Source organism: Antarcticimicrobium sediminis, assembly GCF_004348975.1.
Classification (GTDB): domain Bacteria; phylum Pseudomonadota; class Alphaproteobacteria; order Rhodobacterales; family Rhodobacteraceae; genus Antarcticimicrobium; species Antarcticimicrobium sediminis.
In genome coordinates this window covers 32,187-46,228 of sequence record NZ_SMFP01000018.1, presented here as the reverse complement: position 1 = coordinate 46,228, position 14,042 = coordinate 32,187, and the positions used below count along the sequence as shown (strand labels likewise).

Below are 14,042 nucleotides of genomic sequence, written 5' to 3'. Positions count from 1 at the left end.
AGATCGGACAACCCCATGCCGGAAAGTCCGGCACGGGGAAAGGCGCCTTACTTGAGGGCTTCGGCCTTATAATCGGCCCAGAAGGCCGGCCATTCCTTGTCCGCGATCCCGGCATCGAGCGCGGCCTCGACCGCCTCGTCCCAGACCCCCTGAACGGTCTCCAGACGTTCAAGACGCGCATCATTCCATGCGCTGTCAGCCTCGGTCCAGACGCCGATCTCGATCAGATAACGGATTGCACCGGGATGGAAAGGCGCATCCGCCGGAGTCGTCCCAGCTTCCGAGAGTTTCCATTTCGATGTCGCCTTGGTGGCGTTAGAGTAGATGTCATAGGTCTCGTCGAGCGCCTTAGTGAAATTATAGACTTCCTCCTCGTCGGCGTTGGCGTAGACGGTGATCATCGGGTAGCGCACCGCGAAAATCTGTGCCGGGTCATCCTCCGTGATGCCCGCCCCTTGGGTTGCCGTGGCCGGCGCAAAGAAGCTCGCGACAGACTTGATCGCTTCCCAGCCCTCGGCATTGTCCGCCGGCATCGGCGCCCAGTCGAGACCGCGCGAGGAGCTTTCCATCTCGTAGAGTGTCGACGCGGTCGGCGTGGACCCGGCGACATCGACCTGTCCATCGACCAGCGCCTTGAGGGCAGCGCCATAGGACGGCACCTCGACCACCTCGACATCGTCCCAGGTCAACCCGCCAAAGGCTAGGAGCGCCTCGACCTTGATGTTGATCGACGGGTTGGCTTTGATGCGCGGCACGCGCTTGCCAGCGATGTCGGAAAGGTTCTCGATCCCGGCATTCTTCGCAACGGCCATGCCGAAGGTCGACGGACGCCCCGCCACGACGCGCAGGTCCTGCGGCCCCCATTCGCGTGCGGCGAAATCATAAAGCCCCTCGGTCGCGAAGAAGAGTTCGTTGGCGAGCCAACCATACTGGACACGACCAGTCTTCAGCGGCAACAGCCGTCCGATCGACGTGCCCGATGGCATGATGCGCACGCGGGTGCCGTATTCCCTGCCGAAGGCGTCGGCAATGGCCGAGGCCTCGGCATAGCCGCTCGAGCCAACATCATAAGTCGCCCAGAGCATGGAGCGCGGCAGTTCTATCTCCTGCGCGAGCGCCGGTCCGGCGGCAAGTGCGATCGACGCAACGGTCATCTTGATGAAAGTATGCATATCGTATTCCTCCCGATAATGAAGTGCAGTAGGTGGTGGATCAGCGGCCAGGCCGAGCCTGTGGCACGATCCCGGTCTGTATCAGGCGTTCGATCTCGTCCTCCGAGAAATCGAACTCCCGCAGGATTTCGGCGCTATGTTGCGCGAATTTGGGCGGGCGCACCTTGTAGACGGGTGCGCTGCGCGATGGGCGCACTGGTGCGCCCACGCCGCTATAGTCGTCAATGTCGACCCGCATCCCGCGATGCAGCGTATGTGGATGGGCAAGGCTCTCGGACACGTCGAGCACCGGCCCCGCCGGGACCCCTGCGCGGATCAACCTGTCAGCAAGGTCGCCACCGTCCACATTGGCCATCCCGGCTTCCAGCTCGGCGCGCAGGGCCTCGCGGTTCACGACCCGCTCGCCATTGTGGGCAAAGCGCGGATCGTCAGCAATCGACGGCGCGCCGATCTCCTCGCAGAGCTTGCGAAACTGCCGATCATTGCCCACGGCGAGATAGATCGGACGCGTGCCCGTCGCGTAAGTCGAATAGGGTGAAATGTTGGGGTGGTTGTTGCCGGTCCGTACCGGCGTCTTGCCTGACATCAGGTAATTCACCGCATGGGGATGCAAGAGCGAGATCGCACTGTCAAACAGCGTTGCATCGACGAACTGGCCCTTCCCGCTGTGTTCGCGTTCATGCAGCGACAAGAGGATACCGATCACGGCGTTGAGCCCCGTGACCATGTCCACAACCGGTAGCCCGACCCGTGTCGCGCCACCTTCGTGTGTGCCGTTCACGCTCATCAAGCCGCCCATCGCCTGCAAAACGGCGTCATAGCCGGGCAGACCGCCGAGCGGGCCGTCCGAACCGAACCCGCTTACGCGGCAATGGATCAGGCGCGGAAACCGCTTCGAAAGCACGTCTTCATAGCCAAGGCCCCATTTTTCCATGGTGCCGGTCTTGAAATTCTCAACGACAATATCCGCATCTTCGAGCAGGCGCAGGAGAACCTCGCGCCCCTCCTCGTGCCGCAGGTCCAGCGCGATCGCGCGCTTATTGCGGTTCACGCCGTCGAAATAGGAGGCGGTCCCGTTCCGGAACGGCGGGCCCCAATCCCGTGTCTCGTCACCCATCGGCGGCTCGACCTTGATGACATCGGCGCCGTGATCGCCAAGGATCTGCCCGGTCAGCGGCCCGCCGAGCACCCGGCTGAGGTCGATGACCTTGATCCCCTCGAGCGCGCCGCCCTGTTGGTGTTGGTTCACTGCCGCGCTCATTGTGCCGCCTCCAGCGTCTCGTTGTCCTCGGACAGGAGACGCGCGGCGAGATCGGCCTCATCCACATCCTGCGCGAAAGGGTCCCGCGCCGACAGCTTGTGCCGCAGCACGTTCTGCGCAATGGCGAGCCGGTCGCCCGTTGTCTCGTTGCCGACAAGGCGAAGCTGCGCATCTTCCCAGGCGAGGAAAGCCGCCGAGGTGGCGTTGTAGACGGAGCTCGCCGCCGCGCGGGTCTCGATCTCGCGGTCTCGGCTGTGGGCAACCCCGTCGAGGAAGTCTGCCGCACGCGCAAAGCTGTCGGCGATGGCCGTCTGCTCGCCAATCGTTTCCTTAGCTTGCTCAAGTGTGTCCGTCACATGCGCATGCAGGGCAGACAGGGCATCTTCCCGGCGCACCGCGCGGGCCACGTCGAGGGCGACGATATTGCTCGTCCCTTCCCAGATCGACCCGAGATGCGCATCGCGCAGCACGCGGGCATCCGACCATTCCTCGATATAGCCGCTGCCGCCGCGCACCTCCATCGCGTCCCCCGCGACCTTGCGCGCGTCGCGGCAGGTGCGGAACTTGACCAGCGGCGTCAGGATACGCAACACCTTGGCCATCCCCGCATCGCCCGCGTCTGCACGGCGCAGGACATTGGCGGTATGGAACACCATCGAGCGCCCCTGCTCTGCTGTCGTGATCATCTTGAGCAACTGACGCTGCATGACGGGTAGATCGACAAGGCGCTTTCCGAAGGCAGTGCGGTTGCGCGATATGAAGAGCGCCTCTGTGACCGACCGGCGCATGAGACCGGCCGAGCGCACGCCATTGGCAAGGCGCGACATGTTGATCATGTCGGTCATCTGCTTGAAACCCTGCCCCGGTTCGCCCACGAGATAGGCCGTGGCGCCTTCGAGAACGATTTCGCCCGAAGCCATGGATTTGGTGCCCATCTTGTCCTTCAGGCGCAGGATGCGATAGGCGTTCCTGCGGCCATCCGGCAGGTGTCGCGGTAACAGGAACAGTGACAAGCCCTTGGTCCCGGCCCCGCCGCCTTCCGGGCGGCCAAGCACCATGCCAAGCGCCGCATCCGGATTCGAACAGAACCACTTGTCCCCGTAGAGGCGCCACTCGCCGTCCTCGAACCGCGCGGTCGTGTCGATCGCCCCCACATCCGAACCCGCCGCCTGTTCGGTCATGAACATCGAGCCCTGGAAGAGCTCGTCCATGTCCTGGCTGGTCAACTGGTCAAAATATGTCGCGACAAGCTCCGGATCGCCGAATTTCACGAGCGTCCGGGTGAGCGAATCCGTCATGCTCAGCGGACAGCAAAGCCCGAATTCCGCCTGCACGAAGAGATAGACCAGCGCGTATTTGACGAGCGGCGGCAGTTTTTCCTCTGCGCCGAACACACCGCCGCGATGCGACATGGCCGCCAATCCGAATTCGCCAAACGCATAGCGCTCGAGCTCTTCATAGGCGGGATGCTTCACAATACGTTCGTCATGCGCCCCGTTGCGGGCACGGATGCGCAACTCCGGCGGGTTCTTGTCGGCGGTCAGGGCAAGCTCCTCCAGTCGCCCCCCGGCCAACGCCCCCATACGCTCTAGTTCCGGACGCACCCGCGCGCAGGTCTCCTCGTCGAGATAGACCTGCATCAGGCGCCAGAGATCGGGATCGGCCTCGAAAAGGCTCATGCCTCGGCTATCGGGGATGTTTTGATGGATGGTCGCGGTCATGTGGTCCCTCCCAGTCATGCAATTGACGGCTTGCCGAGCATTAAGCCAGAATCAGCAATACAAATTCCAATACCGTTGGTGTATATATTGATACCAATTTACGTATTATGGAGGCGCCCTTGGCTGTGACTTTCCGCCAACTCAAGTATTTTCTCGTTCTGTCAGAAGAACTTCACTTTAGCCGCGCGGCAGAGAAGCTGAACATCTCGCAACCCCCACTGAGCGCTAGCCTGCGACAGCTCGAAGAAAGGCTCGGCTTCAAATTGATGGAACGCACGAGCAAATACGTGCGCCTGACACCGGCGGGCACGATCTTTGCCGACCAGGCCGCGCGCATCCTCGGCCAACTGGATTCGGCAATGACCATCGCGGCGGAAACCGCGAAGGGGGCCGCGGGCGAGCTTAGCGTCGGCTTCGTGCCGTCGATGCTGTTCCGGGACCTGCCCGCCAAGCTCAAGGCTTTCCAGAACAGCCACCCGCGCGTTGACCTGATCCTCCACGAGATGAACACCACCCGCCAGATCGAAAGCCTTCTCGAGCACAAGATCGACGTCGGCTTCGTCCATGCCGTGCCCCTCCCCAATGGCATTTCCCACAAGGTGCTCGAAACGGAGCGGCTCGTCGCCTGCGTCCCGCGCTGGCACCGCCTCGCATCCAAGAGCCGCATCCGCATCTCCGAACTCGCGGGCGAGCGCATGATGGTCTTCTCGCGCAGTTTCGCCGCCCATTACCACGACAAGATCACGGCCCTTCTGCGCACAGCCAATCTCGAACCGGATACAAGCTTTCATATCCAGCACTGGTTCACGGTCGTGGCGTTAGTGAAACAAGGGATGGGCGTCTCGCTCGTGCCCTCTTCCTTGAGCAGCAGCGTGTTCTCCGATGTCGTCTTCCTAGAAGTAGAGGAACGTCAGGCCGAACATGATATCGCCCAGATCTGGCGCAGCGACAACACCTCGCCGATGCTTCAGAATCTTCTCCTCGGCCTACCACGATTCGAAACGCGCCTCTGAATGGGTCCGTGATCCCCGTGCCCAAAGAGCACCAACCGGACGGAAAGCGATGGGTCTAGAGAGGCCGAACATAGATCCCTTGACAAAGCCCTCAGGCCCCCTGCCCCAGCGGCAAGTCCAACTGCTCGGGCAGGCGCACGTAACCCCGTCGGCATTTCAGGACCTCCAGACGCCGGGCCGCGGCCAGCGCTTCCGCGGCGGTGGCAAAGACCTCGTACCGGTCGCGGCCACGGGTTCCGATCCGCCCCCAACTGCGGCGCAGGCTCCAGTCCCCGAACAGGGTCGGCTGGATTTCCAGGTGATAGAACCGTGCCATGTTGTCGGCTGGCACGTGACGTTCAAAATGGCCCCACATGTCGATCTCCGGTTCCTCAATATGATCCACGTATAATGACACATTAGACGCATGATGTGCAAAATATAAACCTTACGATCAGCACTGGCGGCTGTGTCGAACTCACCTCATTACACACGATAAGTACTCCTTATCATGTCTCTTGAGAAACCCCGGAAAACCGCGCAATCTCAGCCCATGTTACAGCACGCTCAGATGCGCCTCCTGCGCCAGTCCCTCCGCGAACACGGCATCTCTCACCGTGCTGGCCGCCAGGTCTTTCATCCTGGCGGCCCCGGTTTCCGTATCCGGATGCAGAGCGTCACCGTCTCGCTTCGGGACCGCCCGCGCGGAGGTGCCGCATGACCCCCCTGCCCTTCCCGATCCGCACCCAGCTAAGCGAGACCGATCAGGCGGCGCTCACCGATCTCTATGTCCGTGGCACGCCGCAGAACACGCTGCGCGCCTATGAGCGCGACTTGCTCTACATCACGCTCTGGCGCGAGGTGGCGTTCGGCTCCGGGCCTATCTGGCCCGAGCGCGAGGAGGTGGCGTTGCGGTTCATCCTCGACCATGCCCGCGACCTCGGCACGGCGGCGCCGGCTGACAGCGCCCGCATCGCCGGTGAGGCGCTGATCGCGGCCGGGTTGCGCAAGAGCCTCGCCTGCCCGGCCCCGGCGACGCTGGACCGCCGCATCGCCTCATGGCAGGCGTTTCACCGGATGAAGAACCTGCCCTCGCCGTTCGAGGCGCCGATGCTGCGACAGGCACGCTCCAAGGCGCGGCGCGCCGCCGCCCGCCCCCGCGCCCCGAAGTCGGCCAAACCGATTACCCGCGAGGTGCTGGAACAGATGCTAGAGGCCTGCGGCGGTGACTTGCGGGGCCTGCGCGACCGAGCCATCTTGAAGCTGGGCTGGGCCAGCGGCGGACGGCGTCGCTCGGAGCTCTCGAACCTGCGGCGCGAGGACCTGTCGCTGGAGGAGTTCGAGGCCAAGGGGCTGATCTGGATCCACCTGCTGCAAACCAAGAGCACGGGCCGGGAGGCAACGCCGCGTTTGGTGCTCAAGGGGCGCGCCGCCAAAGCCGTGGCGCGATGGATCGTGGCGGCGGAGATCAGGGAAGGACCACTGTTTCGACCAATCAGTAAATCAGGCCGTCCCCTGCCCCGCCCGTTGTCATCCGATGGTATCTATCAGATCGTCAAGCACCGGTTGAAGCGCGCCGGGTTGCCTGTGGACATGGCCAGCCCGCATGGTCTGCGCTCCGGCTTTCTGACCCAGGCGGCGCTGGATGGCGCACCGGTACAAGCAGCCATGCGCCTCTCGCTGCATCGTTCCATGGCGCAAGCGCAACGTTATTATGATGACGTTGATATTGCCGAAAACCCCGCGACAGATTTGTTGGAGTGAGGGGCGGCAGGCTTTCTTGGGATCTTGTTGCGGTCTGTTTTAAGGTAAGTTGCAGGGCTATTGCGCCGACGGAAACCCGCTGGGTTTCACAAATCCAGTTCAAAAGTAGATTGTCACCTATCCCATAACCTTAGCTATTTGTTATTCAATGTTTTTTCAGGTTGCCAGCTGACAATTTTCCGAGGGTTCACGGCGTAGGAGCGCATTCAGCATGGGCAGAACCGAAAATTTACCTGCATCAGCTTTTTGTGACAAGCGCCGCAGATAGGCACCGGGGCGGTGAATGCTGGCGCTTCGCTCCAGAATGCAGATCACGGCAAGCGCAGCCTGCCTTGCCCCCATTTTTCGCATTGCATCCTGCATTACGGGCCGGTCGATGTTCAGCATAGGTACCAGACAATCGACTGTTTCAAGCAAGGCCGGCCAGCTTTGGATTGGATTGGGAAAGAAGGATCTCAATTCAGAACAGGCGTTGAGAACCTCGGGGAGGGTTGGGTCTTTTGATCTCTCAGCCTTGTGACCGATGTTTGTGGAGACCTCGGGTGAAGGATTTGTGAGGGGCTGTGGCATGGGTCTTTCAGAGTCAGAATCAAGTTTATCTGAATCCTGTATGTGCCGCTCATTTTGACTGTCAGGGGCGCCCAATTGGATTGAGGCAAAAGGCGGGGCTTTTGGGGTGTCCATAGGTTTGTGCTGTTGCAGTTCAGTGGTCAAAGCGTCTTGCAGCTGGGTCAGAATTGCCTCGTCCGGTTTGCGCCGCAGGACCAGTCGTACTTCATCGAGAAGCGGCTGCGGGGCGCGGTCTCCGGCGTGTTCAAGCAGGTCCTGACGCAGCCGCGCGACCGTGTCACGCAACAATTGCAGGCGCTGGCGACGTGCTGCCGCGTGCCGCGCGGCAGCCAGAACATGGGTTGCGTGTTCTGCCAGTGGCGACAGATCAAAGCCAAAGGCCAGCGCGATCCCCTGCCCCATCTTGCGGGCATAGCGTTTGCGATTGGGGCTGTCGTGTCGGTTGACAATGCCAAGTGCGACAAGCCGGGACAGATGCCGGCGCAGGGTGCTTTCCGGCATCCCGTTTAGCCGGGCGGACAGGGTGCGATTGGCGGGAAATACTGTCGCGGCGCAGGGATCTTGTGGGATCTCGTTGCCGGGCAGAAAGGTCATCAGGGCCCGCAGCACGTTCAACGTGCGATGGCTGAGGTCGAAATCATCCGCAGCTTCGGTCAGGGCCTTGAGCAGATCCCATTTTGTCGGGGACGTGGCGGCCGGGTTTCGATCCGGCAGGACAGCCGATTTCGGCCGCCCAAATTCGATTTGGGACGCGTGGTGCATGAAATTTTCACGAAAGACAACAAATCTTGGCCCCCGGCGAGCCGGTGGAGTTGACAGAGTCAGGGAAGGGACGATATCTCAAAGGTGCGAAGAATGAGAAAGGCCTTCTGGGACTATTCCTGGGGGGCTTTTCTATTTGTGGTCCAGCTGTCGTGCCTCCTTGGTTTCTTTGTTTGCGCTCAGTCTTCCGTGCGCTCGGTCTTCCAACGCGCGTGAAGGTCGTTGATTACGGCCTCGGCGTTGTCGTTCAGCCAAAGGTCAAAGCCATCCGCGGTGCGGGCCGGAATGCTCAGCGTGACCCCGCGTGAGGTGGCGCGAATATCGGCCAGCGCCTTGCCATCGGGGCTGCGCAGGGTGCGCGGTTTCGCCGGGGCAGGGGGCTTGGCCTTGGTGTCCGGTTTGCGCGCGGCGCGCTCGAACACGGCTTCAAATCGGGCGTCAGAATTGAGCGCGGCGAAATCCGGTCCGTTCATGAATGCGGCGGCGCGCGACTTTGCTGCCGGGTCTTGAAACAGCTTGGCCAGGGACAGCCAGCGATCGCGCCCGATCCCAGGGGCCGAGCCGATCTGGCGCAAAAAGGGCAGGTCAAAGGCGGTGCCGACGGTCAGCATCCGACTGAGCATCGGCAGGTCGATCGACAGCGCTGCGGCTATTGTCGGCCGGTCATAGTCGGCCTCCTGCAATTGCGCGGCAAAGCTGGCCTTTTCGATAAAGGACAGATCCTGGCGCGAGGTGTTTTCCTGACCCTGCGCCATGACAAGCGCATGATCGTCCAACTGTCGCACCATCGCCTTGACCGGCAGGCCCAGCTCTCGCAGGGCTTTCATCCGTCGGCGGCCATAGACGATCTCAAAGCGACCGGGTTTGCTGCTGTGCGGGCGCAACAGAACGGGAACCTGCTGGCCATAGGTGGCCAGACTGTCCTTGAGCTGGGTAAAGGCCTGCGAATCCTGCCCCAGACGATCCTCGAAACCGGCATCGTCGATCAGCGCGACATCGATCTCTTGCACCGCGTTTTCCTGCAGCTTTGACAGCGAGGATTGCAAAGCCCCGACCGCGCCGCGCGGCATCATCGGGGCCCGCTCCGCGACTTCCGGGCGCGGTTTTCCGGGCGCGGTATCGTTTGAAAGAATTCCCTTGCGTGCCATCAGCGCCCCCATGCTTTTTGCAACAGTGACTCGATCTCGTCATTGACAAGATTCAGTGAATCCACCGCGCGGTCATAGGTGTTGCGGTGAAACTGGCCGCGTTCTACCTCATAAACCGTCTGGTGGGTCAGACCGGCATCGGAAATCGCGGTGGATTTCAGAACCGGGGCCACCATCACCTCGTCGCCAAACAATTGGCGCAGGAATGCGACCACCTGCTGTTGCGGGCCGTCGTTTGGCTCATACCGGTTGATGAGGAAACGGAGGAAATCAAACTCCATGCTGGCGCCGGCGTTGGACACCACGTCAAGCAGATCCGCGCTCATCAACAGGAATTGCGACATCGACGCGATATCAAGCATGTTGGGCACGACGGTGATCAGCACCCCGGTCGATGCGCAAAGCGCCGACATCGTCAGGTAGCCAAGTTGCGGCGGACAATCGAAGATGATGACGTCGTAATTGTCCTCGACCTCCTGCAACGTGGCGGCCATGCGCGAGAAAAACGGCGGCTGCACGTTATCGATCAACGCCCGTGGGGTTTCGTGTTCGAATTCCTGCAGCAGCAGGCCGCCGGGGGCGAGGTCGATATTGGTGAAAAACGTTTTTTGGATCACCGAGGAAAAGGGCAGGGGGTTATCATAGCGGATCGCGTCATAGATCGTGCCCGACTCAAGGAAATCATACTCGGGTTGATAGCCAAACAGGGTGGTTAGAGACGCTTGCGGGTCGATATCCACGCACAACACGCGATAGCCCTTGAGCGCCAGACGCTGCGCGGTGTGGATCGAACTGGTGGTCTTGCCCGACCCGCCTTTGAAGTTGAGAAAGGACAGCACCTGCACCTTGTCGCCGGGGCGGCGCCCCTTGAGATAGGCGCCTTCGGTCTTTGCCGTTCCTTCCAGCGCGCGGCGGATTTCCATCAGATCAGCGGCGCTGTAATGTCGACGCCCGCCCGGTGTGGTGTGAACATCGGGAATGCGGTTGTCAAAATGCAGCTTGCGCAGAAACCCGGTGGAAATACCAAGCAGTTCGGCCGCTTCGCCCGCACTGAAACGGCGCAATTCCTTGCGTGCATCGGGCGCAAAAATCTTGAGCATGTGGCTTTGTAAAGCCGCGCTCAGGTTGACGGCATTCTCCCGCACGCGGCGATTGATATGGATCGCATCTGCCAAATTTCTGCCCTCACGTGGTAACGCTGTTTTCCGTCGGCGCACTCTTTACCGTTTCTTTAAGCAAGAAGATGGCGGTTTGGCAATACTCACTTTTCGGGGGCGGCTGGTGCAGACCATGCCACATTTTGTGGAAAGATGCCGACACCACCACAAGGGAGAACGTAACATACTGAAAATAAATAAAGAATTATACCTCGCATCAAGGGGCAAGATGGAGATCGACCGGGCGTGGCCAGTGGTACGATTCCGGCCGGGGCAGGGGGCCGATATTGAGAATCGGTGTCCAAGGGGTTAAAACTGCATGGGTCCAACATCGGGGCACGGCGCCCGATTCCCCAGCGGGCGGGACAGACGCGCACGGCATTGCCAATGGTCGTGTTGCGAAGGTGGCTTAATCTCCGGGTGAACTCAAATCCACCCAACTGACGGCAGCAACCGCCAAGGGTATCGCGCCATGGCATTGTCAGGTTGTTTTCTTCGACCAAGGATGTGTCGATCGCGCTTGCCACCCTGTACGAGACAAAAACACCCTTGGGTATACCAGTCTTCTTGATAGCTGAGAGGACTGCCTCGGATTGAGATTACGACCTCGTCGAGGCGCCGTTTTTCGGCGGAGGCCGGGCGGTCGCGACGGATGCTGGCGGCGACCCGCGTTCCGAACCGTTGGCACCAAACGCGGATGCTTTCGTAGGAGACGATTACGTCTCGCTCCGCAAGCAGATCCTCGACATCGCGCAGGCTCAATGCAAAACGATGAAATGCCCGGATGGCATAAGAGATGACGAAACGGGGGAAGCGGAAGCCCTCAGGCGAGATTGTGAAACTTGGCTGACCACGTCCGATCGCTAAACATGCAGCTGGGTCGCGTCAATAACCTGACATTGCCCCTAGATGGCTTTTTCTGAGGGTCGCAGCAATGTCGTTGATCGCTGCCTCCATCGGTCAGCGCTACAACTCCTAGATTCCGCGGCGGACGGTATGCAGCTCGCATGATATTTTGACAAAATTATAAGTGCGCCTTGTAATTTTCTGAAATAAAGTAAGTATGCTGTCATGGCGGCGATTACCCAGCCTTGGATGCAATGTGGGAGGAACAATGCACAGTCCAGCACACACCTTGGAAACCTTTGCGGGTACTGAGTTTCAGTTGCTGAAAGGCGGCGACGGTCCTGCCCTGCTTTATCTGCACGGGGGCAATGGGGGCGGTGTCTGGTACCCTGTTCTTGAGACGCTTGCGAAAAGCCACACAGTCTATGCCCCGGAACATCCCGGCTTCGGCTTGGGCGAAAAGCCCGAATGGCTCGATCACATCGATGACTTGGCGTATTTCTATCTCGAGTTGCTTGCCCATTGGAACATCGATGAAGTGCGGATCGTTGCCAGTTCCATCGGGGGCTGGATCGCACTGGAAATGGCGCTGCGAGACCAAAGCCTCATTCACAGCCTGACCCTGCTCTCGCCTGCGGGCGTTAAAACGCCAGGCGTGGCCCGGCCTAACAGTTTTCTATGGTCTGACAGAGTGTATATTGCCAAGCTCTTCCATGATCAGACCATCGTGGATCGGCTGCTCGCGCAGAAGTTGTCGGACGAGGATATGGAGCGCAAGGCGCGCAACCGCATCGCGACCGCTCGGCTTGGAAGGAACTCGCGCATGCATAGCCCGACTCTACAGAAATGGCTGTCACGCATCCAGGTTCCCACCCTCATCGTCAGCGGGGCCGAGGATAAGGTTCAACCGCCGGCCTATTGCGAAACGCTTAATGATGGGTTGCCCGATTCACGGCTACACACGATTCCCGATTGCGGCCACCTGCCAGCTACCGAACAACCCCAAGATTTTCTCGACGCCTACCTCCGGTTCCAAAACGATATTTTGCCATGAACTACTTCTTTCTTCACTTGAGGCCCTACGGAAGTCGTGATGCGCGAATCCAAGCCGCACGACGAGGCCTTCATGAACTGGTCCCCAAGCATGCCGCCGGAGATGTGGCTCCCGCTTGGCTATACCTCGCTGGACTCGATGATACTGGCTATGCAGGCGAAGAAGGTGGTCACCGACGGTTCACGCCCGCAAAGGAGCCGAACAAACTGGGCAGATTCATGTGCGGCAGCCCTGCTACCATTTTCGAACGGCTGAAGGAATATCAGGCTCGCGTAGGGTTCGGCCCACGGCTGTCCGGGCTTCAGTTCGGCACGCTTTTGGCCGATCCGGGCAAGAATAATATGAAGCTGTTTGCCAAATAAGTCATGCCGCACCTGCGGTAACGCAAAAACCTAACTAATCTGAAATGCGGAGGAGAAAATATGAAGAGTTTAATCAGATACGCTACCTTGGCAGCGATCGCCGTAACGCTGGGAGCAAACGCGCCCGTCGCCGAGGAGGCAAGTGGGAAGATCGCCCTGTCTGGCACCGTGTCATGGACGGCCTATCCCGCCGGCACCAGCGGCTACAATCAGGCCGTCGCCATCGGAAACGTCCTGCGCCAGAAGAACGATACCTCGCTGCGCGTTATTCCTGCCAACACTGACATCGCTCGCCTAGTGCCGGTGGCGCAGAACCGTGTGGATTTCGCCGCTTCTGGTGGCGGGTCCTACTACGGGCAAGAAGGGGTTTTCGATTTCGCGAACCCGTCCGCAGGCCCGCAGGCCCTGCGGCTGGTCGCGATGAATGTCTCTGACGCCTATATGGGCGTAGTGACCGGTAAGGACTCCGGGATCAGCACACTCGCTGATCTGGAGGGCAAACGTCTGGCCTGGATCACCGCCTCACCATCGCTGAACCAGATCATGAAGGCCACGCTGGCCTTCGCCGATCTCAGTTGGGGCGATGTGGAAAAGGTTGAGTTTTCGGGTTTTCGTGCTGCGATGGACGGGCTGATCCAGGATCGGGTCGATGCTGCCATCCTGATCGCCACTTCTGGCGTTGCCCGCGAGATCGAAGCGAGCCCGCGCGGCATCTATTGGCCGGAATACCCAGAGGATGATGTTGCAGCTTGGGACCGCCTGAAAGCAGCCAATCCCGTGCTGATCAAGAAGAGGGGCACGCTGGGCGCTGGCATAGACCCGGAGAATCCGCGATCGGGCCTATCGATCCCGCTGCCTTTGTTGGTGACCTACGCCGAGAAGGATGGCGATCTGGTTTATAACATGACCAAGGCGCTGTTCACCTATTATGACGACTATAAGGACGCCGCCCCCGGCGCTGCGGGCTGGCGGATGGAAAATCAGCAGTTTGACTGGGGAATTCCTTATCACGAAGGAGCCATCCAATATTACAAGGAAGCAGGGGTCTGGACCGATGCGATGGATCAGATGAATGCCGGTCTGCTCAAGCGCCAAGAGGTTCTGAAAAAGGCATGGGCGGAGTTCACCGACACCTATGATGGCGGTGACGACGGCTTTGGCGTCGCTTGGATGAAGGTCCGGGCCGAGGCCTTGGAGGCTGAAGGCTTCAACGCGATCTGGAGGGAGTGATGG

At 60.4% G+C, this 14,042-nt stretch carries 12 protein-coding genes and 1 pseudogene; 5 read left to right on the top strand and 8 right to left on the bottom strand.

All coding sequences use genetic code 11. From position 1 onward, the window contains the following. Positions 1 to 47: 47 nt before the first annotated feature. The 3 genes from E1B25_RS19255 to E1B25_RS19245 are packed head-to-tail and all read right to left on the bottom strand — an operon-like array spanning position 48 to position 4,154. Positions 48 to 1,172 carry a TAXI family TRAP transporter solute-binding subunit gene (locus tag E1B25_RS19255; protein WP_132831214.1) on the bottom strand — a complete coding sequence of 375 codons (1,125 nt, stop codon included), beginning with the start codon at positions 1,170 to 1,172 and terminating at the stop codon, positions 48 to 50. Between the two features lie 40 nt (positions 1,173 to 1,212). Further along, complete coding sequence (locus E1B25_RS19250) at positions 1,213 to 2,433, bottom strand: CaiB/BaiF CoA transferase family protein (RefSeq protein ID WP_132831213.1); 1,221 nt, start codon at positions 2,431 to 2,433, stop codon at positions 1,213 to 1,215. Further along, positions 2,430 to 4,154 carry an acyl-CoA dehydrogenase family protein gene (locus E1B25_RS19245; protein WP_132831212.1) on the bottom strand — a complete coding sequence of 575 codons (1,725 nt, stop codon included), beginning with the start codon at positions 4,152 to 4,154 and terminating at the stop codon, positions 2,430 to 2,432. The genes E1B25_RS19250 and E1B25_RS19245 overlap by 4 nt, the downstream gene beginning before the upstream one ends. A 107-nt stretch (positions 4,155 to 4,261) precedes the next feature. On the opposite strand from E1B25_RS19245, the gene E1B25_RS19240 reads away from it, so the two are divergent. After that, positions 4,262 to 5,167, top strand: coding sequence for a LysR family transcriptional regulator (locus E1B25_RS19240; protein ID WP_132831211.1), 906 nt, complete (start codon positions 4,262 to 4,264; stop codon positions 5,165 to 5,167). 91 nt (positions 5,168 to 5,258) lie between these two features. Here the strand turns inward: E1B25_RS19240 and E1B25_RS19235 are convergent, their stop codons facing one another. Beyond that, positions 5,259 to 5,552, bottom strand: coding sequence for a WGR domain-containing protein (locus E1B25_RS19235; protein WP_342635604.1), 294 nt, complete (start codon positions 5,550 to 5,552; stop codon positions 5,259 to 5,261). 311 nt (positions 5,553 to 5,863) lie between these two features. On the opposite strand from E1B25_RS19235, the gene E1B25_RS19230 reads away from it, so the two are divergent. Continuing rightward, positions 5,864 to 6,910 (top strand): tyrosine-type recombinase/integrase, encoded by a 1,047-nt coding sequence (locus E1B25_RS19230; RefSeq protein WP_132831210.1) that lies wholly within the window; start codon positions 5,864 to 5,866, stop codon positions 6,908 to 6,910. Positions 6,911 to 7,066: 156 nt separating this feature from the next. On the opposite strand, the gene repC is transcribed toward E1B25_RS19230, so the two are convergent. The 4 genes and pseudogenes from repC to E1B25_RS19210 form a co-directional block, all read right to left on the bottom strand. Continuing rightward, positions 7,067 to 8,194, bottom strand: coding sequence for a plasmid replication protein RepC (gene repC / locus E1B25_RS19225; RefSeq protein ID WP_425358948.1), 1,128 nt, complete (start codon positions 8,192 to 8,194; stop codon positions 7,067 to 7,069). 227 nt (positions 8,195 to 8,421) lie between these two features. Continuing rightward, positions 8,422 to 9,390 (bottom strand): plasmid partitioning protein RepB, encoded by a 969-nt coding sequence (gene repB / locus E1B25_RS19220; protein WP_132831208.1) that lies wholly within the window; start codon positions 9,388 to 9,390, stop codon positions 8,422 to 8,424. Further along, on the bottom strand, positions 9,390 to 10,490 hold the full coding sequence (gene repA / locus E1B25_RS19215) for a plasmid partitioning protein RepA (RefSeq protein WP_425358947.1): 1,101 nt from the start codon (positions 10,488 to 10,490) through the stop codon (positions 9,390 to 9,392). The genes repB and repA overlap by 1 nt, the downstream gene beginning before the upstream one ends. Before the next feature lie 642 nt (positions 10,491 to 11,132). Next, positions 11,133 to 11,401 (bottom strand): annotated as a pseudogene (locus E1B25_RS19210) (IS6 family transposase); the annotation flags it as partial. A gap of 281 nt (positions 11,402 to 11,682) precedes the next feature. Between E1B25_RS19210 and E1B25_RS19205 the strand changes: the two are divergent. From E1B25_RS19205 to E1B25_RS19195, 3 genes are read left to right on the top strand one after another with little or no spacing between them, the layout of a single operon-like run. Beyond that, positions 11,683 to 12,447 carry an alpha/beta fold hydrolase gene (locus E1B25_RS19205; protein WP_165937692.1) on the top strand — a complete coding sequence of 255 codons (765 nt, stop codon included), beginning with the start codon at positions 11,683 to 11,685 and terminating at the stop codon, positions 12,445 to 12,447. Next, complete coding sequence (locus E1B25_RS19200; RefSeq protein ID WP_132831205.1) at positions 12,444 to 12,809, top strand: hypothetical protein; 366 nt, start codon at positions 12,444 to 12,446, stop codon at positions 12,807 to 12,809. The genes E1B25_RS19205 and E1B25_RS19200 overlap by 4 nt, the downstream gene beginning before the upstream one ends. Positions 12,810 to 12,869: 60 nt before the next feature. Then, the gene (locus tag E1B25_RS19195; protein WP_132831204.1) at positions 12,870 to 14,039 is read left to right on the top strand and encodes a TAXI family TRAP transporter solute-binding subunit; all 1,170 of its coding nucleotides are present in this window, start codon (positions 12,870 to 12,872) and stop codon (positions 14,037 to 14,039) included. Positions 14,040 to 14,042 lie beyond the last annotated feature (3 nt).